Here is a 24,296-nt window from a genome sequence, read left to right on the forward strand (position 1 = left end):
AAATAAAAAGGAGTTGGATAGGGATGGAGGATGTGTCTTTAAGGAAAAGCGGAGGAAAAGATGAAGCTCTCGCTTCCGTGCCAATAAATGAAAGGCAGCACTGGATATCACCTGCAATCATTTTTGGGGGACTTGAATTTACAATTCCGGTTTTAATGGTTGGTGCAACATTAACAGCAAGCTTTGGTCTCGGAAAGCTATTTTGGATCTTGGCAGCAGCTTTGTTTTTTTTCCAATGGATCGGTAATGCCCTTTCAGGATACATCGGTGCAAAAACTGGCCGCTCATCGTCAGTAATTGCCAGAACAAGCTTTGGTTCAAATCAGGCAAGATTTATTGTAGGCTTGACTATATTTATCGTTTCAATGGGGTGGTGGGCGCTCCAGACAGCTGTTGCAGGAAATGCCATAGCAGCGATGTTTGGAATAGATTATAAGACTGAGTGGTTCCTTTGGGCAATTGTTACAATCATAGCTGGCCTTCTATTTGCACTTCCATCCATTATTGGATACTCATCCATGAAGTGGACAGATTATTTAGCTGTCCCAGCTGGATTATTATTAATTGCAGGCGGTATTTTCTATGCTTTAAAAAATATCGGCTGGGAAAAGATAGCATCCTGGAACCCTGAACCACAAATGACTTTTCTTGCTGCCGTCAGTTTAGTTATTGGTATAAACGTTTCACAATGGGTTATTGCCTCAGATTATACACGCTATGCAAAGCCTTCTGTAAAAGACAATGTACTAATACCCTTGGGAATAATTGCTGTTGGTTTCCCGCTTTTTTATGTTGGCGCCATCATGTCCATTGGAGTTGGCGATGCGGATATTGTAAATGTCATGATGAACTTAGGATTTCCGGTATGGGGATTCCTCATCCTATGGTTAGCGACTTGGACTAGTCAATTAGTAAATAACTATAGTATGGGTCTGGCACTGGCTAATATGCTGAATGTTAACTCTAACAAAGGGAGAGCATTGCTGACTTTGGCTGGTACGATCATTTCCATTGTCATTGCTTTAGCAGGCATACTGGATTATTTTATGGATTTTCTTTATATGACGGCTTTAATTTATCCAGCCATTGGCGGTGTTATGATGGCAGATTTCTTTTTTATCAGAAAACAGCAATGGACCGACAATAAAGGATGGAATTGGATGGCGACCATTGCATTAGTAGTAGGAACTTTGGTTGGCTATTATACTCAATATGTACATTCTTTTGGCCTCCCAGCTGTCCAGTCAATCATTGCTTCTGCATTTGTTTATATCATAGCGATGAAAATCAAAGCAAAAGTGGCACCAGATCACTTTACAGAGATTAGCAGCCAGCCAGACTCATTTTCTTCTGATAACGTCAAAATTCTGTAAATCTATTCAATTATGCCTGTTCTCTATTTTTTTAGAACAGGCATAATCATTGTGGAGATACTTTATTGTATTTTGGATTTGCGTATCCCATCAAAGATACTCATTCCAGCATAAAAGATAAATACAATCATGATGCCGCCAAGCAGCCAGTTCTTAAATTGAGCAGCTGAAATCGAAAATAAATCGGTCATATATGCTATAAATTCCTGCTGGAGCAAATTCGGGTTCAGTAAGATGGCGATGAAAACGGCGGTTGCGAACAGTTCAAGGATGGTATTGAATATAGCCATTCTTTTAGTCCATTGGCCAACGATTAATTTGTAGAGAGCCAATCCAACTTCGAGTGCAATGATTACAACGACAGCTGGCCAATAAGCAAGGAGAACATCCTGGTTGACCGCGGGAATTTTAAACTCCAGTCCTTCACCGCCGCCTCTATAGACACCCATTAGCCGCTCTGCATAAAAGTAAAGTGTTGCCCAAATTGCTGTCCACATTAAACTTCCGAAAACTTCACACTTTGGGATGACTTTTTTCTTCGGAATATAAGTGATGCTTTTTAAATCATCTGGAGTCCATGGTTTTAAGCTTGGTGACAAAGGATGCTGTTCCTTTCCTTTATCCATCCTCTCAATAACAGCGAACACAATCGTCAGCCAAAAGAATACCTGAACTGCCACTTCAATCAGTCTCCAAATCCCATATCCCAAGAAACCGAGCACCGCATTGATGATAGTATCATCGCGGTTAAAGTCAAAAATAAACTCGGCAGCAACGGAAATCAATGAAATCGCTGCTGCAATCGGCAGGATCATTTTTAATAATGACACATAAACATCAAAATAGCGCGGCCCGATGAGATGCATCGGCTGATCCCGGTATCCGGCCGCTAAAGCTGCGGGACTGCCCAATTTACTGAGGACATCCTTAACTTCCTCCTCATTGTAATCATCCGGAAGCATATCCCCAATCGTTGACTGCAGCTCAAGTGCGATGTCGGCACGGCTCTTTTCAGGCAGCCTACGGGTCACTTCCTGTATATATACCTCAATTAAATCCATCTTCCTCATCCCCTTTCAACAGCCGGTAAAGCTGTTTTGAATTCTTAATCCATTCCTCTCTTAACTGCAGAAAAGTCTCCATTCCCAGTTCACTCAAAACATAATACTTGCGTGGCCTGCTCTCGGTATGATCCCAATTGCTGGTCACGAGCTCCTGTTTTTCCAGACGCCGCAGCAATGGATATAACGTGCTCTGATCAATATTTATGCCGGAGTCCTCCAATAATTGAACCAGCGAATACCCGTATTGCGATGTCCGCAGCTGGCTCAGCACCGCCAGTGTCAATGTTCCTCTCCGAAGTTCTGTTGTTAACGAATTCAGCAGCGTACTCATTCAATCACCTCGCTTGATATACTATATGTCATACACTATATGGTTTATACTATGTATCATACAGTATTTGTGTGACAAGAACAAATTATTTTTTCATCTAAAAGAAAAAACCATTGGATTTACCCAATGGTTAATGCTGTTTATCCAAGGCTAACTTTAAACCAAATCCAATTAGCACAAGCCCCGTTGCTTTATCCATAACCCTTTGAACTTTCGGGGACATCAGCCATTCCCGCATGTAATTTATAAAGTAGACGTATATGAAAAACCAGGATATGCTCAGCAGTGTGTAAATAATTCCCATGATGATAAGCTGCTGTGATGCGTTTTCACCTGTCTTCACAAATTGCGGCAGAAAGGTTAAGAAGAACATCGCAACCTTGGGATTGAGCACATTTGAAAGGAGTCCTTGTTTAAAAGCAGACTTCTTCATATTTGATTTAACTTCAGTTTCGATACCAGCATCTTTCTTCTTTTTCATCGAGATGAATGAAGTTAACCCGAGATAAATCAAATAGACAGCCCCGGCATATTTAATGATTTCAAATGCAGCAGCAGACTGCATTAAGATGGCTGATAGGCCAAAAGCAGCCGCAAAGGTATGCACTAAAGAGCCGGCTGTAATTCCAAGTCCCATTTTATAGCCATCTGCTCTTCCGTCTGCAATCGTCCTTTTTGTAATAAGGGCTGTATCGATCCCTGGACTCATTACCACAAACAATGAAAGAACCAAAAACGTAAAGAAATCATTCATTTCCTTCACTCCTTGCTGTTATGTTAAAATATGATTTAACAAATGTTAAATATAATTTAACACAAGATAATGATATTTTGTTCAAATATTTTTTAAAAATTTAAGGAGCGGGATTATGGAAAATATAGATATTGGCAAAAAAGTGGAGAAATTCAGGAAGGAGAAGGGCTATAGCAGCAGAGAATTAGCCAAAATAGCTGAAATTACACCATCCATGTTAAGCCAGATTGAACGGGGGATAGCGAACCCTTCCATTCAGACACTGAAAGTTTTAGCCAAAGCCCTTGAGGTTCCGACCTTTAGTTTTTTACTCGAAGAAACGAATACGGAAGATTTAGTTGTGCGATTCAATGAACGTAAAAAAATGGTTGTTGAAAACATTTCTTATGAATTATTGTCTCCTGATTTTACAGGAACTCTGGCAACCGCGATCATGAATATCCCACCGGACACCTCCTCGTCGGAGAAGCTATTGGAGCATAAAGGGGAAGAGGTTGCTTATGTATTGGAAGGGAAAATTAAGGTGTATCTGGATGAAGCGGAATACATATTAGAAGCTGGTGACAGTGTCAAAATACCAGCCTATATGAAGCATATGTGGGAAAATAACTTTGATGAAAAAGCTGCTATTCTTTTCTCTGTGACCCCTCCATCCTTTTAATCTGGACCCGCATCCTATGTGTCCGGGCAGCGGGCCGGATTCATTTACTTAGGAAGCGGGGGATCAAAGATTATCCATAGAAGAATGCTTATAAATGCTAAAACCTAGGCGGCCCAAGGCTTCCATTTATGGATGGGCAGCAATGAAAAAGTCACAAGGTTAAAAGAAAGGAATAGGCAAGTGTCCATCCATACTGATGAATGATGCTTTCATTAATATAAGCAATTAATTCTATACCTTCGAAAATCATTTAGCATAATAAAGGTATTGCTATACTTATCTTAATAAAAATTCCAACAGTGGAGGGAAGTAAATATGGATTGGTTATTATCTTTATTTGACGTTACTTTAACGCTGATATATCTCTTTTTAATCGGTCAAATGCGAAAATTAATTAAGACAAAATATAGTTCACCATCCTTAATTTTGAAAAAGCTTTTAATTGCACTTCCTATATTAATTGTTTCATCTGGGATGGTTTTGTTCCTTCCAAACAGCTTATTTTTTATCTTTAATGCTGTTTTAATGGGAGGAATTATTTATAGTGTACTACTTGTAATTATCTCTCTACTACTTCCATTATTTAAAGGGAATGGGGAAAAAGACAATAAATTAGCCAGCTGGATGGAAAAATTCTAATACTACAACTTAATAACATTATTATGCTACTCTACCCCTAGAAGTGGTTCCTAAAATTGACTAAGCAAAGGTTCTATAATCTTACCAGTGAAATTTTTGATATGAGGGGAGAGGATGGCTGCCTATAGGTTTAGGGCTACTTCTTTTCCCCCTTCACTGTACACACAATGAATCTTAACCGCTAGTAAGCTTCCGCAATTGTAATAATTACTTTTCCTTGAGCGTGACCTTCTTCAAAGTATCTTAAGGCTTTGTCTACTTCATTTAATTTAAACAATCGATCAATGACTGGCTTTACTTTGCCTGCTTCAAGAAGTTCTTTCATATAAATCAGGTCTTTCTGGTTTTGCCTCTGCAGCATGATGCTCATTTTTTTATTCCCTGTTAAAGAAATCCACGGCCCCAGGACCATTGCCTGTGTAAATTGTGCTCCTGAACCTCCGGCAAGCACATAAGTTCCTTCAGATTTTAAAGCCCGCTTATAAGCTGAAATCGGCTGATACCCGTTAACAGCCAGAATCAGGTCATACTTTTCTGTTCTTTTGGTGAAATCCTCCTTTTGATAATCGATGGCATGGTCCGCTCCAATAGCATTCAAAATGTCTAAATTTCTTGTACTGCATACGCCGGTAACCTCAGCACCAAATGATTTGGCAATTTGTACGGCGAAAGTTCCCACACCGCCTGAGGCACCATTAATCAAGACCTTTTGGCCTGCTTGAATGTTTCCTTTATCCCTTAAGGCCTGTAAAGCTGTGACTCCCGCCATAGGCACTGCGGCTGCTTCCTCGAAGGAAATATTGACTGGTTTTAAAGCAAGGGCCTTTTCAGGGACAGATACATATTCAGCATAACCGCCCCAGCCGCAGCCGGATAGGTCTCCGAACACATAATCGCCTGGCTGAAACTGTGTGACTTCTTTGCCCACTGCTTCCACCTGGCCAGCTATGTCACCTCCTGGTGTCGTGTGCTTTGGTTTTAATAGACCGTAGGCAAAGCGGACCAGGAATGGTTTACCTTTTAAAAGGGCAAGATTTCCGTAATTCACAGATGCTGCGTGTACCTTTACGAGTACCTCATGATCCTTGGGAACTGGTTTGTCTATATCTGTAAATCTAAGATTATCTGGAGAACCATATTTTTGATATACGATTGCTTTCAGAAAAAATCCCTCCTAATTATTCAGGTAATACATAAATATCGTTTAAGATGTCTATTAATACTATTCTTGGAAAAAATATTCAAGACTATAATCCTGCTTTGCTGATTGAATTTTTTGCTGATGAAGAAGGCCTTTATGGGTCCATATAGCCTATTTTTTAAATTTTTTATAATATTCCTTTACAGGAATATTCCTAATGGAGTATATTGTTAATAAGGAAAGTTACTATAAGGAAGCGGGGGTGGGATCGACAATAGAAATGGAAAATGTGAACACAATAACGCTGGGAGATGATTCAACATGAACGGGCAAATTTTCAGTGCCCTGGCTGAGCCCAACCGCCTGGATATCATTGACCTGCTGCTGGAAGGGGGACTTCCGGTGGGGGATATTGCAAAAAAACTTGAGTTGAACCAGCCTCAAACTTCCAAGCATCTTCGCGTTCTTTGTGACGCTGGCCTCGTGGAGGTTCAGCCAATCGCAAACCGCCGGATTTATAGGATCAGACCCGAACCTTTTCAAGAACTGGACAAGTGGCTTGACTCCTACCGCCGATTATGGGAAGGCAGGATGGATAGGCTGGATGATTACCTTAATGTATTGCAGGGCAAAAAACCTTTGAATTAATGGCAAGAAAATTGAATAAGCTCAATAAGGTCTGTCTATTGAGTTACAGACGGTTTTTCAAATACAGCTTTTAATGGAGGAGTTACAATGTCAAATAATGCAATGCTTTCGAGAGTCGAAGATGAACGAGTGCTGGTATTGGAGCGCGTATTCGATGCACCGCGCGAGCTTGTTTTTAAAATGTTTAAAGAGCCGGAACACCTGAAACATTGGTGGGGCCCGAGAGGCTGGGAGCTACCGGTTTGCACCGTCGACTTCAGACCTGGGGGAGTATGGCATTACTGCATGAAGTGTGTTGATCGGAATCAGGGCCAATTCTATGGCATGGAATCCTGGGGCAAGGGGATATACAAGGAGATTAGCGAGCCGGAAAGTATCAGCTATACTGACTATTTTTCCGATGCTGAAGGGACTATTAACGAGGAAATGCCATCTACCGAAGTGACACTGGAATTTGTTGATGAGGACGGAAAAACAAAATTAATTAACCGTGGAGAATATGTATCCGCAGAGGCCCTCCAGTCCGTAATGGAAATGGGTATGCTGCAGGGAATAACAGATACTTGGAATCGTCTGGAAGAGCATTTGAACGAGATCAAATAACGAAATTGAACATACAGAAGGCAAGTTTTGCTGCAAATTTATTAATTAACAAGGCGTTGATCCAAGAAGGATTAACGCTTATTTTATGAATTAACGCAAATTTGAGAACAAGTTAGATGAATTTTTTGTCTGTCTGCATTCTTTATGGAAATATAAGGAGTTTAAAAACCTCCTAACACGAACGGCTGCTTTTTTAAACGAGGAGTTGCTTCAACAGCTCTTATTCTCATTGATCAGTGTACGGGTTTATTCGCTTCTTTTATTGAGGGAGTTTTGTTGATGAAGAAACCCAATGTAAAGCAGGTAATATTAATCCTTATCTTGAAATAAGAGAGATTGAAAATATTATGTAAAGGAGGAACATAAGATGAAGGCGTTAATTGAGGAGTACAGTCGAGGATTTACGATGTTAAGGGAATCCATAAGTGAGTTATCTGAGGAAGAGATTAGGTACAAGCCAGGAAAGGATAAATGGAGTATACATCAGATAATTATTCATATAACAGATTCTGAATTGGTGGCTACACATAGAATGAAAAAAGTTTTGTCAGAGCCCGAACCACTTTTACCAGCACCTGATCAAGATGCTTGGGCAAGCTCATTGGTTTATGAACAATTAGATCGTGAACAATACCTTCTACTTTTTAAAATGCTTCGTTCCAGTATGCTTCCTATTCTCCATGATTTAACAACTGAACAACTTGAGAGAGTTGCAGTGTATCCAGATGGTGCGAGATTGACATTCAAAGATTTGTTGGATTTCCGAGTCGGCCATATACGTGGACATCTCGATCAAATTGAAAGAGTTAAAAAGGCTTTTAGGGAAAAGCAGAAATAAAATATTTAGCTTCTTCCACTAAACCAGCTAATAGTTTGTCAACATTTTTCAATGAAATAGAATGTTATATTATAGTATGCTAAAAGGTCTGCCCTATAGGGTACTTTATTTGTCATGATGAAGGAATAAAAGCTGGATGAGCCGAATAAGTCATAGTGATCATGGATTTGTTGTATTCTCAAAATAAGTTATATGGGCGACAGTCGAAAATGAAGGTTATTTTATGCGTATGAATGGCTTTTTTCGATATTGATTGAGGATTATTGTTATCGTCACCTTGAAATTTCGGATTACCCTGCCGTGTCGGAGAGGATTAGAAGCTGGAGAGAAAGGTATGTCCAATATGGAAGGGACCACTTGGATTTGGGATTTACCTTTTTAGGACCAATTAATTTATACTACAGTCAGATTTTTTCTTGTCTTTTAACTTTGAAAGATTACACTAAACAGTGAGGAGATTGGTAGTATGCAAGTTGTAACCAAAATGTTTTTAGAACAACTCGACATGCATTGCCATGAGAATGATTGGTTTGCATCCATGGATCAGGCGCTTCATGGAGTCATCGCAGCTGAGGCAGCATGGACAAGTTCGGGAATCAGCAATTCGATTTGGCAGATTGTCAACCACTTGATATTTTGGAATGAAGACGTAATCCATCGAATTAAGGGCACAGAGAATCCGCATAAGGCAGAAGACAATGAAGAAACCTTTGGAAATCCGGGGGATCCAGAAGACGAAATTGGGTGGGCCCAGACAGTGCAGCGCCTTACTGAAGTCATGAATAAATTAAAAACGGTCATTGCGGACCTTGACGATGAAAAGTTAAAAGTTCCGTATGCAGCTAACAGGTACTCTATTGAGCGTTTACTCAGCCATATCATGATGCACGATACGTATCATCTCGGCCAAATTGTGCTTTTGCGAAAGTTGCAATCCTCTTGGGGTGGCGTTGATTGGTCCTAAAGCACCATAATTCAGCGACCTTCCTTGCCCAGCCGCAGAAGCAGTATTGACGGTGTGCAGCCTTTTTCATTCTTTATGGTAAAGCGGGTGATTTTCCTGCTTTATGGATGGCTAAACGGGTGTATTAGTAAAATAAATTAGAACGTATTTGCAGAGCGATCTTTCTCATATTTCATTGTTCAACAGTCGGGCGCTTTTCTTGAATAAGAAGGCGTCTTTTTGCATGTACAACACATTTAGGGATTGAGTTTAATGAGGTGTAAAATAGATTGTGAAGTCCTGTACTTAAAGTAACGGGTGCAAGAGTTGAAGATCAGTATGGATCGGCAGCTCTTTTTTTGTTTGACCAACGGGGCAGGTTTATTGAATAGTGAATTAAGATAATTTTACATCTAAAGTTGTAGGGGATTTCAAACTATACCTGGAGGTAATAATTTTGTAGGAATGGTTTATAACACAGATTTTCTGTCGTTTTTTTATGTATTTAAAGTTCTCCGATGGAAGTATCGTTTTCTTACCCACCTTTTAATTCCTTTTGGTTAGTTTAGACGGAGGGTCCGGGAAATTCCCGGAATATGAACTACTTTGGAATGAATTACGAGAAATTCATATTCAATAACAACGACAAACTTTAGTAGAAGGGTATTGGAGAATTACTTTAAATTCTTCAGTAACATTGATGTTAATCAAATTGTTGAAGGGTTTCCTGATAAAGATAATGTAGTTTGTAATCCTTTACTTTCCTGGGCTAACGATGGATCTCACCATGTAAATAATGATTTATATGTTGATAGCATTCAAGAGTTGGTTTGCTTATAAAAAAATATATGCTATAATCCTTCTAAATACTACATATGTAGTATTTATCCTGAAGGAAATGATGTGAGAGAGCTTGTATAGTAGAGTACAAAGAAAAAAGAAGAAAATTAACCCTTATTATTTCTTGTTATTCTTCATTTTAGCAGGGATTGGGGGTGTTATATGGTTCCAAATCATGGACAAAAAAGGCCACAGTGAAGTTCAGGAAGTAGCGAATACTTTTATTCAAGTATTAGAATACAAAGAGTATGAAAAATTAGGGAATGTGCTTGAAAAACAATCGTACACTTCATTAGATTATACCTTGGAAGAAGTCATTGATAAATATGATCGTATATTTAACGGAATCAATATTTCGAATATACATGCTTCCAAAATTGAAATGGAAAAAGTCAAAAACCATGGGTATGAGTTATCTTATCAATTAAGCTTTACAACTCCTTTAGGGACAGTGGAGAACTTGAACTATAAAACAAAGATCAATAAAACAGACGGTAAATATTTGGTTAAATGGGATCCTTCATTAATCTTTCCTGGAATGGAAGGAAAAGATAAAGCAGTTTTTCACTATAAGGAAGCAGAGCGTGGAGAGATTAAAGATCATTCTGGGAACGGTTTGGCGGTAAATGAAGATTTTAAATGGGTAGGGGTAGTACCGTTAGAATTAGGGCAAGGAATCGAAAAAGACAATACACTGCAAAGGATTAGTCAGCAATTCGAGATTCCTATAGAGGAAATTAATCAAAAATTAAATCAGAGCTGGGTAAAGGATGATCTTTTTGTTCCTTTAAAAATAATTGAATCTAATAAAGCCAAAATCATGCCAGGAGCGGCCTATCAAAATATAAAACTTCGTTATTACCCACTAAAAGAAGCAGCAGCTCACTTAATTGGCTATGTAGGAAATGCAACAAAAGAGGATTTGGATAAAAATCCAAACTTATCGGATAGGAACATAATTGGAAAAGCTGGATTGGAAAAAGCTTTTGACAAGGAGTTACGAGGTAAAGATGGGGGAGAAATACTGATTGTCGATGAACTGGGAAATAAAAAGCACGAATTTCAAAAGGTAGAAAAGATAGACGGAGAAGATATCCAATTAACCATTGATTCTTATATCCAAAGAGAAGCATTTAAACATTTAAAAGGAAAAGCTGGTTCTACTGTCGTTATGAATCCTAAAGAGGGAGGGCTTTATGCCTTAGTGAGTTCCCCTTCATTTGATCCGAATAAAATGGTCCAAGGAATATCGCAGCAGGAATATGATCTATATGTGAAGGATGAGAACAAGCCATTTATTTCAAGGTATGCTGTTGGTTATGCACCTGGCTCTACCTTTAAAACGATAACCGCAAGTATTGGCCTTGATGCCAAAGTGACCTATCCAGATAAGCTTAGAAACATAAGAGGTTTAAGCTGGCAAAAAGACGGAACATGGGGAAGGTATTCAGTTACCCGTGTTTCTGATGTGCAAAATGTAGATATGAGTAAAGCGTTAATTTATTCAGACAATATTTATTTCGCACAAGAGGCTATAGAAATGGGTGAAAAAACGTTTAGAAATGGTTTGAATCAGTTTATCTTTGGAGAGGAATTAGATTTACCGATTGTCATGAATCCAGCTCAAATATCTAAGCAAAATACATTTCAGTCAGAAATCCTGCTGGCAGATACGGCATACGGCCAAGGAGAATTAATGATTACACCCATTCAACAAGCAACCATGTATTCTGTTTTTCAAAACGAAGGAAAAATTGTTTATCCAAAATTGTTGAATGATAAAAGCGAACGAAAAACAAAATCAGCCATTTCTAGTTTAACGGCCAGTGAAATGATGAAGAATTTAACAGCGGTGGTAAGTGACCCAAATGGAACGGCCCATCTTTTATTCAACCCTGCCCATCAGTTGGCTGCCAAGACCGGAACAGCAGAGCTAAAAATGAAACAAGGTGAAAAGGGGAATGAAAATAGTTTTTTACTTGCTTTTGATGCGGAAAAAGATTCATTTCTTCTTCTTTCACTTGTAGAACATTATACACCAGGCAGTTCGGCCACCCAACTGAACCAATCATTTATAGAGGAGCTTTTTTCATATTTTAAATGAAGTCACTGGGATCAGTTCATTAGTATACAGGGATTATTTACATTATGCTAAAGTACACGTTTATGCTTTAAGCCTTTGCCCCTTTTTGCTATATTAAATACTACAGATGTAAAAATAGGAGGGGTATGATGAGAGAGATTCCGCAAATATCAGAAGCTGAATATGAAGTGATGAAAGTTGTATGGAAATATGAGTCCATTTCGACTCCTGAGGTAGTGGAGAAATTATCGAAAAAGAGTGACTGGAAACCGAATACCATTCATACCATGCTTGCACGTCTAGTCAAGAAAAATGCTTTGCAGGCACGAAAAGAAGGAAGAGTATTTATTTATACATCCCTAATCGAAGAACACAAGTATGTTGAGCAAAAAAGTAAGTCCTTTCTTCAACAGTTTTTCGGAGGCACGTTAAATTCAATGGTATTGAATTTTATTGAAAATGAACAGTTATCAAATGAGGATATTTCTGAGTTAAAGAAAATATTATCAAAGAAGGATCAGAAAGAAGGAGAAAAATAATGGACACCATTCTACTGCGGGTTTTATTAAGTACAATCGTGGTATCACTCCTTATTTTCATGATTCTATTGATCAAGAGGCTTTTCCACAAACATTTGACGGTAAAGGCACATTATCAAATTTGGTATTTTCTTTTCATTCCAATCCTTGCTGCGTTTGTACCCTGGAAGGATTTTCACCTTGGAAAAGGAACCCAATATTTGAAAAGCTTGCTTTTCTTTCAGAAAGACACCGCATCTAAGAATGAAAAGAATGTATTGAATGTCTCTCAGGCGTCAAATACGGATTTAATGCATGATTTCACAGTATCAGTGAACAAATCAACACCTGATTTTGTCTACCATATAATTTTCACAATTTGGGTTATAGGAATGATTTTGTTCATAGGTTTGGTGATTTACTCCGCCTATCAAATCTATCAGATGAAAAAGTCAGCTACTCCTGTTAAGAATCAAAGGATAAATGAACTGTTAGAATTGTGCAAAGAGAGTGTTGGTATTAAGAGAAAAGTAAAGCTGCGGGAAAACGCACTTATTACCTCTCCAATTACGTTCGGGATTTTCCAGCCCTATATTTTTTTACCAAGGAAAACGCGAGAAGCTCTCTCATTAAATGAATTAAAATACGTTTTTCTTCACGAGCTGCACCACCATAAAAACAAAGATGTGTTCGTTAATTACGTCATGTTAATCGTTCAAATAATTTATTGGTTTAACCCATTCATGTGGGTTGCCTTAAAAAGGATGCGAATCGATCGGGAATTGGCATGTGATGCTTCTGTACTCAATCTCTTGGATGAGAGTGGATGCATTGAGTATGGGCATACCATCATTCGTTTTGCGGATAAAAAGTATGATCGGACTTATGCACAGATTGCACCTGGAATGGGAGGGACCCAAAAACAAATCAAACAAAGAATCCAGCGTATTGCTGCCTTCTCTGGAGATTCACCATTATTGAAATGGAAAAGCAAAGTCATCTGTGTGGTTTCGGGGATTTTTGTGTTAGCTATTACTCCAATCACCACTGTTATTGCCAGCTCGGATGATATGTATCATTTTAGTGAGAAGAATACAATTTATGAAGATTTAAGTTCCTATTTCCATGGCTATAACGGTAGTTTTGTTTTATATGATGATGCTAAGGGACAATATCAAATCTATAATCGAGATATGAGTGAACAGAGGGTTTCTCCTAATAGCACCTATAAAATATTTTCTGCCTTATTTGCATTGGAATCAAGTGTTATTTCCACGAATAACAATGAACAGGCTTGGGATGGAAATGTTCAACCCTATCAAGAATGGAATCAAGATCAAAATCTATCTACTGCATTGAGCCATTCGGTGAATTGGTATTTCCAAAATACCGATAGAGAAATAGGGAGGAAGCATCTGCAAGATTATTTCCACAAGGTGAAATATGGAAATGAGGACCTTTCAGGGAATTTAGATACTTATTGGATGGAATCTTCATTAAAAATTTCACCAATCGAACAAGTGCAATTATTACATGCATTGGAAGAAAATAAATTTGGTTTTAAAGAGGAAAATATTCAAGCGGTTAAACAAGCAATCTTAATTGATAAGCAAAAAAATGGACAATTATTTGGAAAAACGGGAACCGGTACGATCAATGGAAAGAATGTAAATGGCTGGTTCATTGGCTTTGTATATAAAGGAGAGCATCGTTATTATTTTGCCATCAATATTCAAGATAAGGATGGTCATGCAAAAGGAAGCAAGGCTGCGGAGATTGCTAAGCAAATCCTGCACGATAAAAGGATTTATTAAAAATAGTACCCCAATAAGGATGAACTATACCTTTTGGGGCTATCTCCGCACCAAATACTACAGTTGTAGTATTTGGTGCGGAATACACAAACTTCCCAGTTGATTCGATTCTTTACATGAAAGGGGTGATGTGTTTTGAGGCAAAGAAGGCAGAAAAAATACAACATATTAAAAAATCAGATGCGATTGAGAATGAATAGTCTCTTTTTCATGGTTTTTATTCTTTTTTCCATCCTGATTCTTCGACTTGGGGTCGTCCAAATTTTAAAAGGGGAGTCCTATGCGGCGCAAGCTGATAACACGGAGGTGACGCCCATTAATTTATCCGTTCCGCGCGGAAAAATATATGACAAGAATCACAAATTAGTAGTCTATAATATCCCGGAAAAAGCAATTACCTATACACCACCGAAAAATCCACAGCCGGGCGAATTGCTTGAACTGTCAAAAAAGTTAGATATTTTTCTTTCCATGAATAATAAAGATATCGATAAAGTGACAGATCGGGATATTAAAGATATCTGGCTTCTGGAACATAATAATGGTCAGAATTTTATCACAAAGAAGGAAGAGAGATTATACAAACAGGAAAAGTTGACCGATAAGGATTTATATCAATTAAAATTGAGCCGAATAAAAAAAAGTGACCTCCAGGGTGTAGACAAAAATGTGGCAGCCATATACCGGAAGCTATCAACCGCCATCGCTTTAACCCCGTCGATGATCAAAAATGAAAATGTCACAGAAGAAGAATATGCTAAGGTGAGTGAAAATCTGGAAAATTTGCCGGGTGTTGATATAACAACCGACTGGAAGAGGGGCTATACTTACGGAGATACATATAAGAATATGCTTGGTAAAGTTACGAGTGCAGATGAAGGCATACCTGCAGAAAACGTAGATTCCTATAAGGCTAAAGGATACAAACTTAATGACCGGATCGGGAAAAGCTATATTGAAGAGCTTTATGAAGACGTATTGCAAGGGCAAAAGGAAAAAATAAAAACGGTTACAGATCAAAAAGGAGATGTGGTGGATACAGAGATTGTTTCTGAAGGGCAGATCGGCAAGGATATTGTCCTGACCATTGATATGGAGTTCCAAGCCCAAGTGGAAAAAATCATGCAGGAAGAGTTAGCAAATGCGATACAAAAGCCGCATACTGATACACTTGACACTGCTTTTGTTGTGGCAATGGAGCCCAAGACCGGCCGCATTCTGTCTATGTCAGGAAAGGTGTATAACAGGCAATCTAGGGAATTTATCGATTTTACACCGGGAACCTTCACTTACGCTTTTGAACAGGGATCTGTTGTAAAAGGGGCCACCGTATTAACCGGATACCAGACCAGTGTAAGGGATATTGGGGAATTTGATTATGATGCACCCTTGCAAATTAAAGGGACTAAACAAATTTCTTCCTATGCGAATATGGGTACCATCAACGATTTAAAAGCGCTTGAACGCTCATCAAACGTATATATGTGGAAAACTGCTATTGAGATTCTGGGAGGTCAATATCATCCAAATCAGTCCCTAAATATGGATTCAGAAAAAATAGAAACAATTCGTTACTATTTCAATCAATATGGGTTAGGTGTCCCTACAGGAATAGGTTTTGACAATGAAACAGCAGGTATAAAAGGGAATGACGTGCGAAATTATTTTCAAATTGCAATCGGACAATTGGATACCTATACACCGATGCAGATTGCCCAGTATATTACAACCATAGCGAATGGCGGCTACCGTATGAAGCCTCAATTGGTTAAGGAGATCCGCGAACCCTCCAAGAATGGTGATGAACCAGGAAATGTAATCAATGAAATTAACCCAGTTGTGCTGAATAAGGTGGATATGAGTGCTAAAATGATGAAGCGTGTCCAACAGGGCTTTTGGCTGGTTACCCATGGTTCGCAAGGGACAGCGAGAGGATTTTTTAAGGACGAACCGTACAATGCAGCGGGTAAAACCGGTACCTCTGAATCTTATAAAAACGGGGTAAAGACATGGAATCTATCCTTTGCAGGATATGCACCATTTGATGATCCCGATATTGCCATTGCAGTTATAGTGCCGAATGCCTACCGTGATGGTTACGCACAGCCGCACAGCGCTGCTAATATTATCAGCCAGCGAGTTTTTCGGGCATATTTTGCACAAGAAGAAAAAGATCAACAAACAACAAAATGAGGATAACATATCAATTTTTCCATTCCGGAAAGGCACATGAAATCTTTACAATAATATTAGTCTTTAAATAAGGCTGTTTTCGTAAAGATTGTTGTTTTTTAAAATACGAATTAGTAGAATAAATTGTGTATTGTATTAATAGAGTAAAATATGACCATTTAAGGGAGGTATAGCTTTGAAAAAGGTAGTATTAGCTATTTTAGTAATCCTCGTCATATTAAACATTTTGTACTTTCTTACAACGAATTCACCATCATAAACTACAAATTAAGCTATGCCTCTTTTTGAGGCTATTTTTTATGCACATCTCAGCATTTCGACAGTCATTTGACTTGATTTTTGGCACGCCAAAATAAGCATTTGTTCAACCTGTTTTTCAAATGCTAGATTCTTTCCTAAGTCAAGCCAGCGGAACCAATAGAGGTAATTATCTAAGTATTTTGTCGCAATACCTTGAAATCGTTCCATCCACTTTTTAAGTCGATTATGAAAATTATTGACGTGTTGTATATGATAGATTCCTTTTAGTTAAGTTTTCATATAGTTGACCATAATGAAAATGAAGGGATGTGTCTCTTATGGGTAATCAAAATGCAAGCAAAAAATTCAATGAAGATTTCAAAAAAATGGTGGTTGATCTTTACCGTTCTGGTAGCTCCGTAATCAATTTAAGCAGTGAATATGGCGTTTCTGATGTTACGATTTATAAATGGGTTAAAAAGTATTCCCCCATTAATTTGGAAGACGGATCTTCTATTACTTCCGATGATTTTATCCAACTACAAAAGCAAATGCGTCGTCTTCAAGAGGAAAATGAAATATTAAAAAAGGCTATGGCCATATTCGCGAAAAAATAAGCATTTCTGAGTTATCCACCATCATTGAACAACATAAAAACGAATATTCTGTTCAGGTTTTATGTGATGTATTAGAGATTCCTAGAAGTACGTATTATCAGTCTTTACAAGAAGTTGAATCCAACCGTGAACGGGAAAATAAAGAATTAACCAGGAAAATCACAGAAATCCATACAGTAAATAAACAACGCTATGGTGCGCCAAAAATACACATTATCCTTCAAAAAGAAGGCTATTTGGTGAGCCTTAAAAGAGTGCAGCGTTTGATGAAAAAGGCCGGGATTCGTTCGATCACACAGAAAAAATATCGCCTTTCTTCCAGTAAACACACAGTGGAAGAACGTGAAAATCTGCTTGAACAGGATTTCGCCACCGAAACCATTAATGAAAAATGGGTTGGAGACATCACCTATATCAAGACGCTTAGGGATGGTTGGTGCTACTTGGCTTCTGTCATGGATTTACATTCAAAAAAAATTATTGGTTATTCATTTTCACGAACAATGACTACGGATCTAGTCATTAAAGCGTTCAATAATGCGTATGAAACGCAAAAACCCGAAATAGCGCTGATTCTCCATACGGATCTAGGATCTCAGTATACCAGTGATGAGTTTGAAAAATGTGTTCAATCAAAAGGAATCAGACAATCAGAAATATCTGGCTGACCTTATAATACGAAGGGTGCTTTATTTAAGAAGAGGAACTAAATATTTCTAATTAGAAAAAGGAATGTCTTCAAAATTGGGACATTCCTTTGGATTTTCTAGAGTACAACTTACTCTCTAAGGGAACAACTTACTTTCATTATGACATTATACCAGGGCTGTTTGCCTTATAGAGTTAGTTGACATAAAAAAAGTGGATATTAATTGGCCGGAAGTCATGATAACGATCCCAAAAACAGAAAGGTAAAAAAGAGCGAATTGTACTATTTACATAAGAGTGTGGGGAACATCAGAAAAGCCTTTTTATACGCACGCGAGGTCACACTCCCATTGGTAAGAGCTGGGTGTTCATATCTCGCCCTGCATTTGCTGCTCATTTAGCACGTAAGGGCATGCCGTTAGCATGTATAAAGGTTCTATTAGAACTTAACGGCCCGCTACAATCACAGCTGTATGCTTGTTTATATCATGAAGCAAAAAAAGAACTGCGTGATCAACTGATGTAAAATTATGGAATAAATGTTCGGATAATACAAATTAACGCTTTCATAAACTTGGTTATGGAAACGTCCAAACTCTTGGTGTACAAGGGTTTGGACGTAGCTTTTCAGCTAATAGGAAGTTGCTGAAAAGATCCTTTTATCACCAATAAAATTCTATGTCAAATACCTATTTTAAATTTTTTATAAAAAAAACCTTCACATACTATGGAGGGGTATAGTATTATGTGATTAAGGAGGTGAGGCAATGTCGATGAATTCAGAAAATCTGGATGATATTGTTGGAATCGATCAATGCTGCTCATCAGACGGTGAAAGAAAAAGCCACCACTCAGATAAAGTAAAGAATAACTTAACAACAAGATTAAATCGAATTGAAGGACAAATTCGAGGAATAAAAGGGTTAATTGAAAAAGATACGTACTGTGATGATGTTATTACTCAAATATCTGCAACGCAATCTGCTTTAAATAGTGTTGCTCGGATTTTACTTGAAGGGCATATGAAGACATGTGTTCTAGAGAAAATTGAAGAAGGAGATACGGAGATCTTAGATGAGGTAATGGTAACCATTCAAAAATTAATGAAAAAATAAAAGGGGACGATACGATATGGAAAAAATGACTCTAAACGTAAAAGGTATGTCATGTGGCCATTGTATTAATGCAATTGAAGGTAGTGTAGGCGAATTAGCCGGAGTTACCAAAGTTAAAGTAAACTTGGATTCAGGAACTGTAAATGTGGAATTTAACCCAAATGAAGTTACTCTTGATAAAATCAAAGAAATAATTGACGATCAAGGTTATGATGTTCAATAAATTTGAGTAAAGAATGTGCAAATAAAGCACGATTTCTTTACAGATTAAATATACTATACCTAGGTATAGTAATATAAATAATAAAGGAGAGTATAGAATGGAGAATGTAATATTAATTGTTAAAGGAATGTCGTGTGGGCATTGTGTGAATTCCATCGAAGGAAACGTAGGAAAATTAAATGGTGTTCATGTTGTAAAGGTTTACTTAAATGATGAAAAAGTAGATGTATCATTTGATTCAAAGATGATTGCCTTAAAGGAAATCACTGACGTTATAGAAGATCAAGGTTATGATGTAGCATTGAGTAAATCGGCTAAAGATCAAAGCTGTCACTAAGGAGTTGAAAAAACGTGCTGTCTCGCCCGGCACGTTTTAATTCCCCGCAAAATATACCCCACTATAGTATGTGGTGATAGGAGTGTAAAGTAATGAGCGATAAAAGAGAAACAACACTTCAAATAGCTGGCATGACGTGTGCTGCTTGTGCCGTGAGAATAGAAAAAGGTCTCAAAAAAGTAGATGGAGTAGAGGATGCAAGCGTAAATTTCGCATTAGAAAAATCAAAAGTAACATTTGATCCGTCTAAAGCAAATGTAAATCAATTGAAAGAAAAAGTGCAGTCTTTAGGATATAAAGTAATGAGTGAGAAAGCAGAATTTGATATAAGTGGCATGACGTGTGCAGCGTGTGCTAATAAAATTGAAAAACGTTTGAATAAGTTAAATGGTGTCCAAACCGCAACTGTAAACTTCGCCTTAGAATCAGGCCTTGTAGAATACAATCCTGATGAAGTTTCGGTCTCAGATATGAAGGAGGCCATTGAAAAATTGGGTTATCGTTTGGAACAAAAGCAAGAATCTAAAGGCGAAAAAGTGGATCATAGACAAAAAGAAATTGAAAAGCAAAAAGGAAAATTTATTTTCTCCGCTATTTTATCCATCCCTTTACTTTGGGCTATGGTCAGTCATTTTGAATTTACTTCTTTCATTTGGCTGCCAGAAATGTTCATGAATCCATGGGTTCAACTCGCGCTTGCGACTCCAGTTCAATTTTTAGTCGGCGGTCAATTTTACGTAGGTGCTTATAAAGCATTAAGGAATAAAAGTGCAAACATGGATGTTTTGGTTGCGCTTGGCACCTCTGCAGCTTATTTCTACAGTATCTACTTGAGTATTTTATCAAAAGGCTCTGAAGCACATATGGTGGAATTGTATTTTGAAACAAGTGCTGTGTTAATTACTCTTATTATATTAGGTAAACTGTTTGAAGCAAAAGCAAAGGGACGTTCATCTGAAGCTATTAAGAAGCTTATGGGCTTACAGGCGAAAACGGCCACAGTATTAAGAGAAGGGAAAGAATTGAAATTACCAATTGAAGAGGTAATCGCTGGTGATATCGTATATGTGAAACCAGGTGAAAAGGTACCTGTAGATGGAGTGATTTTTGAAGGAAGATCTGCTCTTGATGAGTCAATGATTACAGGTGAAAGTATTCCAGTCGATAAAACAGTTGGAGATTTAGTCATAGGATCAACCATTAACAAGAACGGATTTATAAAGGTAAAAGCAACAAAGGTAGGAAAAGATAGTGCCTTAGCTCAAATCATCAAAGTAGTCGAAGAAGCTCAAGGATCAAAAGCACCAATCCAACGTTTAGCCGATGTTATTTCAGGAATTTTTGTTCCAATTGTCGTTGGGATCGCTATTGTGACATTTCTGGTTTGGTACTTTGCAGTAAGTCCCGGAGAGTTTGCAGTAGCTCTTGAAAAATTAATTGCCGTGTTAGTTATCGCATGTCCATGTGCACTGGGCCTAGCTACTCCTACGTCAATTATGGCAGGGTCAGGCCGAGCCGCTGAATATGGAATTTTGTTTAAAGGCGGGGAGCATCTTGAAACGACTCATCGATTGGATACAGTGATCCTTGATAAAACTGGAACTGTAACAAATGGAAAACCAGCACTTACAGATGTTATTCTCTCAAATGGATTTGAAGAAAAGGAATTTTTAAAGTTAGTCGGTTCCGCAGAAAGAAATTCTGAACATCCGTTAGCTGAGGCCATTGTTGAGGGCATTAAAGAAAAAGGTATTGAGCTGGGGAGCTCTGAACATTTTGAAGCCATTCCTGGCTTTGGAATCGAATCTATAGTTGAAAGTAAATCCTTGCTTATCGGAACGCGCCGACTTATGGAGAGAAATAACATTGATGTTGGAAACCTATTACCTAAGATGGAGAACTTAGAAATGCAAGGTAAGACAGCAATGCTAGTCGCAATCGATCATCAATTTGCTGGAGTGATTGCAGTCGCAGACACAATAAAAGAGACCTCTCAAAAAGCAATTGAAAGGTTAAAAAATATGGGTCTAGAGGTTGTGATGATTACTGGAGATAACAAGCAGACAGCTCAAGCAATTGCAAATGAGGTCGGAATTGACCATGTAATAGCAGAAGTTCTGCCAGAAGGAAAGGCAGAGGAAGTTAAAAAGCTTCAAAAAGCTGGAAAGAAAGTGGCGATGGTTGGCGACGGTATTAACGATGCACCAGCGTTAGCGACTGCAGATATTGGCATGGCAATCGGTACTGGTACTGATGTAGCAATGGAGGCTGCTGATATCACCTTAATCAGAGGAGACTTAAATAGTATTGCCGATGCCATCTTTATGAGTAAAATGACTATTCGAAATATCAAGCAAAATCTATTTTGGGCATTTGCTTATAATACTTTAGGAGTTCCAATTGCGGCACTAGGCTTTCTGGCACCATGGCTTGCAGGAGTAGCAATGGCATTTAGTTCAGTTTCGGTTGTTTTAAACGCACTCAGGTTACAAAGGATTAAGTTAAAAGGATAATTTATCAATTAAAAAGAGGAGTGTTTATATGAAACAAAAAAGCTTGTTGACCTGGGCGATTTCAGCCATTGTTTATCTCGGGTTAGTCATTGGAAGCTATACTGTGTATGCTAGCTTGGACGGCAGTAACGATCACACGGATAGCCATGAGTCAGCAAATGGTAATGAGGAAAAGTCTATTAATGAGCAAGCGCATAACGATAATCATGCTAGCCATGGAAGTGATGGCAAGGAATCAGAGCATTCTGATCATGGAGATAAATCCGAAAGTGAAGTGGTCACAAACGTAAAATATGAAAATGGTTTTATTAATATAGATGTGAAGGATAAAGATCAAAATTCTCCTGAATTAGAAATTTCACATGAAAAGATTATGCATCTAATTATTGTAAGTGCAGACTTAGAAGATTATTACCATCTGCATCCTGAGGAAAAAGGAAATGGTGTATATACTCTGAAATTCGACCTGGCTGAAAACTCTTATAAAACGTTTGTTGATATTAAACCAAAAAACCTTGCCTATCAAATTAGTCCGATCAAGCTGCATGTGGGGAAAGGTCATGGCGAACATGAGGAAAATTCGCTGAAGACTGATACAAATTTAACAAAAACAATCAATGGAAAGACTGTTAAATTAATAACTTCAGAGCTAGGAATAAACAAAGATGTTACGTTAAACTTTGATACAAAAGGGATTATACCAGAGCCCTACCTGGGGGCTTTAGGGCATGTCGTAATTTTAGATGAAAAGGGTGAGAAATTTGTTCATGTGCACCCTGCATCAGAAGAAAAGACACAATTTAATACAAAATTTGATAAACCTGGGATCTATAAAGTGTGGGGAGAATTTAAATTTGATGGTAAAGTCAATAGCTATCCATTTGTTATAGAGGTCAAATAAAAAGGAAGCAAAAAGGGGAATTTTTATGAATTTGGATGGGGTTAGCAAACATATATTAATTTGCAACGGGAAAACATGCATGAAAAATGGAGCAGAAGAAGTAACGGAAACCATTAGGGGAGAATTGAAAAGTTTAGGTCTGAATAGGGAGATTCACACAACAAAAACATTATGCAACGGTCAATGCAAGCATGGTCCGATTGCTGTTCTATATCCACAAGGAACCTGGTATAAAGAAATGAATAAAACAAAAAGTGAAGAACTTATTCTTCAATTGAAAGAAGAACGAAATAATAATTTAGGCTTTGAACTTTACTACCATGATGGGAAAACCTTTAAGAACCATGAAAGTGAACTGACATCAGAGGAGTTTAGCTGAAAAAGGTATTCACCGTAATGATATAGAATTTATATTTTAGAATAGATATAAATTATTTGCGTGATAAAAACTCCTCTACCATTGATGGCATTCTAACACCATTAGGGAAAAAATTATCAAATGACTCTAAAACAACCTAAAAATGAGTTTAAAGATTTATTGCACAGGTGTTATTTATTACTCATCTATAGACAATGCCCAATTAGTAAGTATTGAAAGGAGCCGTTTGAATGGATTTACGTTATCCGATTGGAAAGTTTAAATATGAAGGTGAGCCTACAACCGAAGTATTAGAGAAGTGGATAATAGAGATTGAAGAACTTCCATTACAATTAACAGAAGCTGTGGAGGGTTTAAGAGATGAGCAGTTAGATACAGCTTATCGCTCTGAAGGGTGGACCATTCGTCAAGTGGTCCATCATATTGCCGACAGCCATTTAAATAGCTACTCTCGTTTTAAGTTAGCCCTAACAGAAAACAATCCCACCATTAAACTGTATGAAGAAGGGAAATGGGCTGAGCTCCCTGATTCGAAGTTACCAATAGACATTTCATTAAAACTAATAGAAGCTTTACACAGTAGATGGGTTTGTCTGTTGCGTTCTATGAAATCAGATGATCTAGGGAAGACTTTTCAACACCCAGAATCAGGTGTTGTTAAGTTAGGTATTAATATTGGGATCTACGCTTGGCACGGGCGACATCATGTGGCGCATATTACTTCTGCTCGAGATCGATTAGGTTGGTAATGTGATAATTTGCTATATTATTGCTCAAAAAGTTTACCTAAATAACCCCAATTTCAAATTTAAATTACTCCATTAAAAGGCGCTTTTCTGTAACAAGGAAAGTGCTTCTTTACATTTCAGGACCATTAGCG

At 37.9% G+C, this 24,296-nt stretch carries 23 protein-coding genes and 2 pseudogenes; 20 read left to right on the top strand and 5 right to left on the bottom strand.

Annotated elements, in window-relative coordinates; translation table 11 throughout:
- Positions 1 to 23 precede the first annotated feature (23 nt).
- On the top strand, positions 24 to 1,373 hold the full coding sequence (locus tag QUF73_02435; GenBank protein MDM5225059.1) for a cytosine permease: 1,350 nt from the start codon (positions 24 to 26) through the stop codon (positions 1,371 to 1,373).
- Positions 1,374 to 1,435: 62 nt separating this feature from the next.
- Here the strand turns inward: QUF73_02435 and QUF73_02440 are convergent, their stop codons facing one another.
- From QUF73_02440 to QUF73_02450, 3 genes are all read right to left on the bottom strand, one after another.
- A complete protein-coding gene (locus QUF73_02440; protein MDM5225060.1) occupies positions 1,436 to 2,434 on the bottom strand; it encodes a hypothetical protein in 999 nt (332 codons plus the stop codon).
- Positions 2,421 to 2,768 (bottom strand): PadR family transcriptional regulator, encoded by a 348-nt coding sequence (locus QUF73_02445; GenBank protein MDM5225061.1) that lies wholly within the window; start codon positions 2,766 to 2,768, stop codon positions 2,421 to 2,423. Before QUF73_02445 ends, QUF73_02440 begins: the two co-directional genes overlap by 14 nt.
- Positions 2,769 to 2,898: 130 nt before the next feature.
- Positions 2,899 to 3,522, bottom strand: a complete 624-nt coding sequence (locus tag QUF73_02450; GenBank protein ID MDM5225062.1) for a LysE family translocator — start codon at positions 3,520 to 3,522, stop codon at positions 2,899 to 2,901.
- 115 nt (positions 3,523 to 3,637) lie between these two features.
- Here QUF73_02450 and QUF73_02455 point away from each other — a divergent pair, with 115 nt between their 5' ends.
- The gene (locus QUF73_02455; protein ID MDM5225063.1) at positions 3,638 to 4,183 is read left to right on the top strand and encodes an XRE family transcriptional regulator; all 546 of its coding nucleotides are present in this window, start codon (positions 3,638 to 3,640) and stop codon (positions 4,181 to 4,183) included.
- A 315-nt stretch (positions 4,184 to 4,498) separates the two neighbouring features.
- Complete coding sequence (locus tag QUF73_02460) at positions 4,499 to 4,822, top strand: hypothetical protein (protein ID MDM5225064.1); 324 nt, start codon at positions 4,499 to 4,501, stop codon at positions 4,820 to 4,822.
- Between the two features lie 181 nt (positions 4,823 to 5,003).
- Here QUF73_02460 and QUF73_02465 read toward each other — a convergent pair whose 3' ends face one another.
- Positions 5,004 to 5,984, bottom strand: a complete 981-nt coding sequence (locus QUF73_02465; GenBank protein ID MDM5225065.1) for an NAD(P)-dependent alcohol dehydrogenase — start codon at positions 5,982 to 5,984, stop codon at positions 5,004 to 5,006.
- 300 nt (positions 5,985 to 6,284) lie between these two features.
- Between QUF73_02465 and QUF73_02470 the strand changes: the two genes are divergently transcribed.
- The 9 genes from QUF73_02470 (at position 6,285) to QUF73_02510 (ending at position 16,443) form a co-directional block, all read left to right on the top strand.
- Positions 6,285 to 6,611 carry a metalloregulator ArsR/SmtB family transcription factor gene (locus QUF73_02470; GenBank protein ID MDM5225066.1) on the top strand — a complete coding sequence of 109 codons (327 nt, stop codon included), beginning with the start codon at positions 6,285 to 6,287 and terminating at the stop codon, positions 6,609 to 6,611.
- Between the two features lie 87 nt (positions 6,612 to 6,698).
- On the top strand, positions 6,699 to 7,214 hold the full coding sequence (locus QUF73_02475; GenBank protein MDM5225067.1) for an SRPBCC domain-containing protein: 516 nt from the start codon (positions 6,699 to 6,701) through the stop codon (positions 7,212 to 7,214).
- Positions 7,215 to 7,581: 367 nt separating this feature from the next.
- Positions 7,582 to 8,052: a DinB family protein gene (locus QUF73_02480; protein MDM5225068.1), complete on the top strand. Its 471-nt coding sequence runs from the start codon at positions 7,582 to 7,584 to the stop codon at positions 8,050 to 8,052.
- A gap of 466 nt (positions 8,053 to 8,518) precedes the next feature.
- Positions 8,519 to 9,016, top strand: coding sequence for a DinB family protein (locus tag QUF73_02485; GenBank protein ID MDM5225069.1), 498 nt, complete (start codon positions 8,519 to 8,521; stop codon positions 9,014 to 9,016).
- Between the two features lie 645 nt (positions 9,017 to 9,661).
- Positions 9,662 to 9,835, top strand: coding sequence for a hypothetical protein (locus QUF73_02490; GenBank protein MDM5225070.1), 174 nt, complete (start codon positions 9,662 to 9,664; stop codon positions 9,833 to 9,835).
- Positions 9,836 to 9,908: 73 nt separating this feature from the next.
- Complete coding sequence (locus tag QUF73_02495) at positions 9,909 to 11,939, top strand: penicillin-binding transpeptidase domain-containing protein (protein MDM5225071.1); 2,031 nt, start codon at positions 9,909 to 9,911, stop codon at positions 11,937 to 11,939.
- 128 nt (positions 11,940 to 12,067) lie between these two features.
- A complete protein-coding gene (locus tag QUF73_02500) occupies positions 12,068 to 12,457 on the top strand; it encodes a BlaI/MecI/CopY family transcriptional regulator (GenBank protein ID MDM5225072.1) in 390 nt (129 codons plus the stop codon).
- The gene (locus QUF73_02505) at positions 12,457 to 14,250 is read left to right on the top strand and encodes a BlaR1 family beta-lactam sensor/signal transducer (GenBank protein ID MDM5225073.1); all 1,794 of its coding nucleotides are present in this window, start codon (positions 12,457 to 12,459) and stop codon (positions 14,248 to 14,250) included. The genes QUF73_02500 and QUF73_02505 overlap by 1 nt, the downstream gene beginning before the upstream one ends.
- Before the next feature lie 135 nt (positions 14,251 to 14,385).
- Positions 14,386 to 16,443 carry a penicillin-binding protein 2 gene (locus QUF73_02510; GenBank protein MDM5225074.1) on the top strand — a complete coding sequence of 686 codons (2,058 nt, stop codon included), beginning with the start codon at positions 14,386 to 14,388 and terminating at the stop codon, positions 16,441 to 16,443.
- A gap of 297 nt (positions 16,444 to 16,740) precedes the next feature.
- Here QUF73_02510 and QUF73_02515 read toward each other — a convergent pair.
- Positions 16,741 to 16,986: pseudogene (locus QUF73_02515) on the bottom strand (IS1595 family transposase).
- A gap of 35 nt (positions 16,987 to 17,021) precedes the next feature.
- Between QUF73_02515 and QUF73_02520 the strand changes: the two are divergent.
- The 8 genes and pseudogenes from QUF73_02520 to QUF73_02555 all read left to right on the top strand — a co-directional run bounded on the left by QUF73_02520 (position 17,022) and on the right by QUF73_02555 (position 24,165).
- Positions 17,022 to 17,920: pseudogene (locus QUF73_02520) on the top strand (IS3 family transposase).
- 795 nt (positions 17,921 to 18,715) lie between these two features.
- Entirely contained in the window at positions 18,716 to 19,063 is a 348-nt protein-coding gene (locus tag QUF73_02525; GenBank protein ID MDM5225075.1) for a metal-sensitive transcriptional regulator, read from the top strand.
- Positions 19,064 to 19,079: 16 nt separating this feature from the next.
- Complete coding sequence (gene copZ / locus QUF73_02530; protein MDM5225076.1) at positions 19,080 to 19,286, top strand: copper chaperone CopZ; 207 nt, start codon at positions 19,080 to 19,082, stop codon at positions 19,284 to 19,286.
- 97 nt (positions 19,287 to 19,383) lie between these two features.
- Positions 19,384 to 19,623 (top strand): copper chaperone CopZ, encoded by a 240-nt coding sequence (copZ, locus tag QUF73_02535; GenBank protein ID MDM5225077.1) that lies wholly within the window; start codon positions 19,384 to 19,386, stop codon positions 19,621 to 19,623.
- 92 nt (positions 19,624 to 19,715) lie between these two features.
- Positions 19,716 to 22,136, top strand: a complete 2,421-nt coding sequence (locus tag QUF73_02540) for a heavy metal translocating P-type ATPase (protein MDM5225078.1) — start codon at positions 19,716 to 19,718, stop codon at positions 22,134 to 22,136.
- Positions 22,137 to 22,164: 28 nt separating this feature from the next.
- Positions 22,165 to 23,037 carry a hypothetical protein gene (locus QUF73_02545; protein ID MDM5225079.1) on the top strand — a complete coding sequence of 291 codons (873 nt, stop codon included), beginning with the start codon at positions 22,165 to 22,167 and terminating at the stop codon, positions 23,035 to 23,037.
- Positions 23,038 to 23,062: 25 nt separating this feature from the next.
- Complete coding sequence (locus QUF73_02550) at positions 23,063 to 23,416, top strand: (2Fe-2S) ferredoxin domain-containing protein (protein MDM5225080.1); 354 nt, start codon at positions 23,063 to 23,065, stop codon at positions 23,414 to 23,416.
- A 230-nt stretch (positions 23,417 to 23,646) separates the two neighbouring features.
- Positions 23,647 to 24,165: a putative metal-dependent hydrolase gene (locus QUF73_02555; protein MDM5225081.1), complete on the top strand. Its 519-nt coding sequence runs from the start codon at positions 23,647 to 23,649 to the stop codon at positions 24,163 to 24,165.
- Positions 24,166 to 24,296 lie beyond the last annotated feature (131 nt).

Origin of the sequence: Cytobacillus sp. NJ13 (assembly GCA_030348385.1) — a bacterium.
In the GTDB taxonomy this organism is placed as follows: domain Bacteria; phylum Bacillota; class Bacilli; order Bacillales; family Cytobacillaceae; genus Cytobacillus.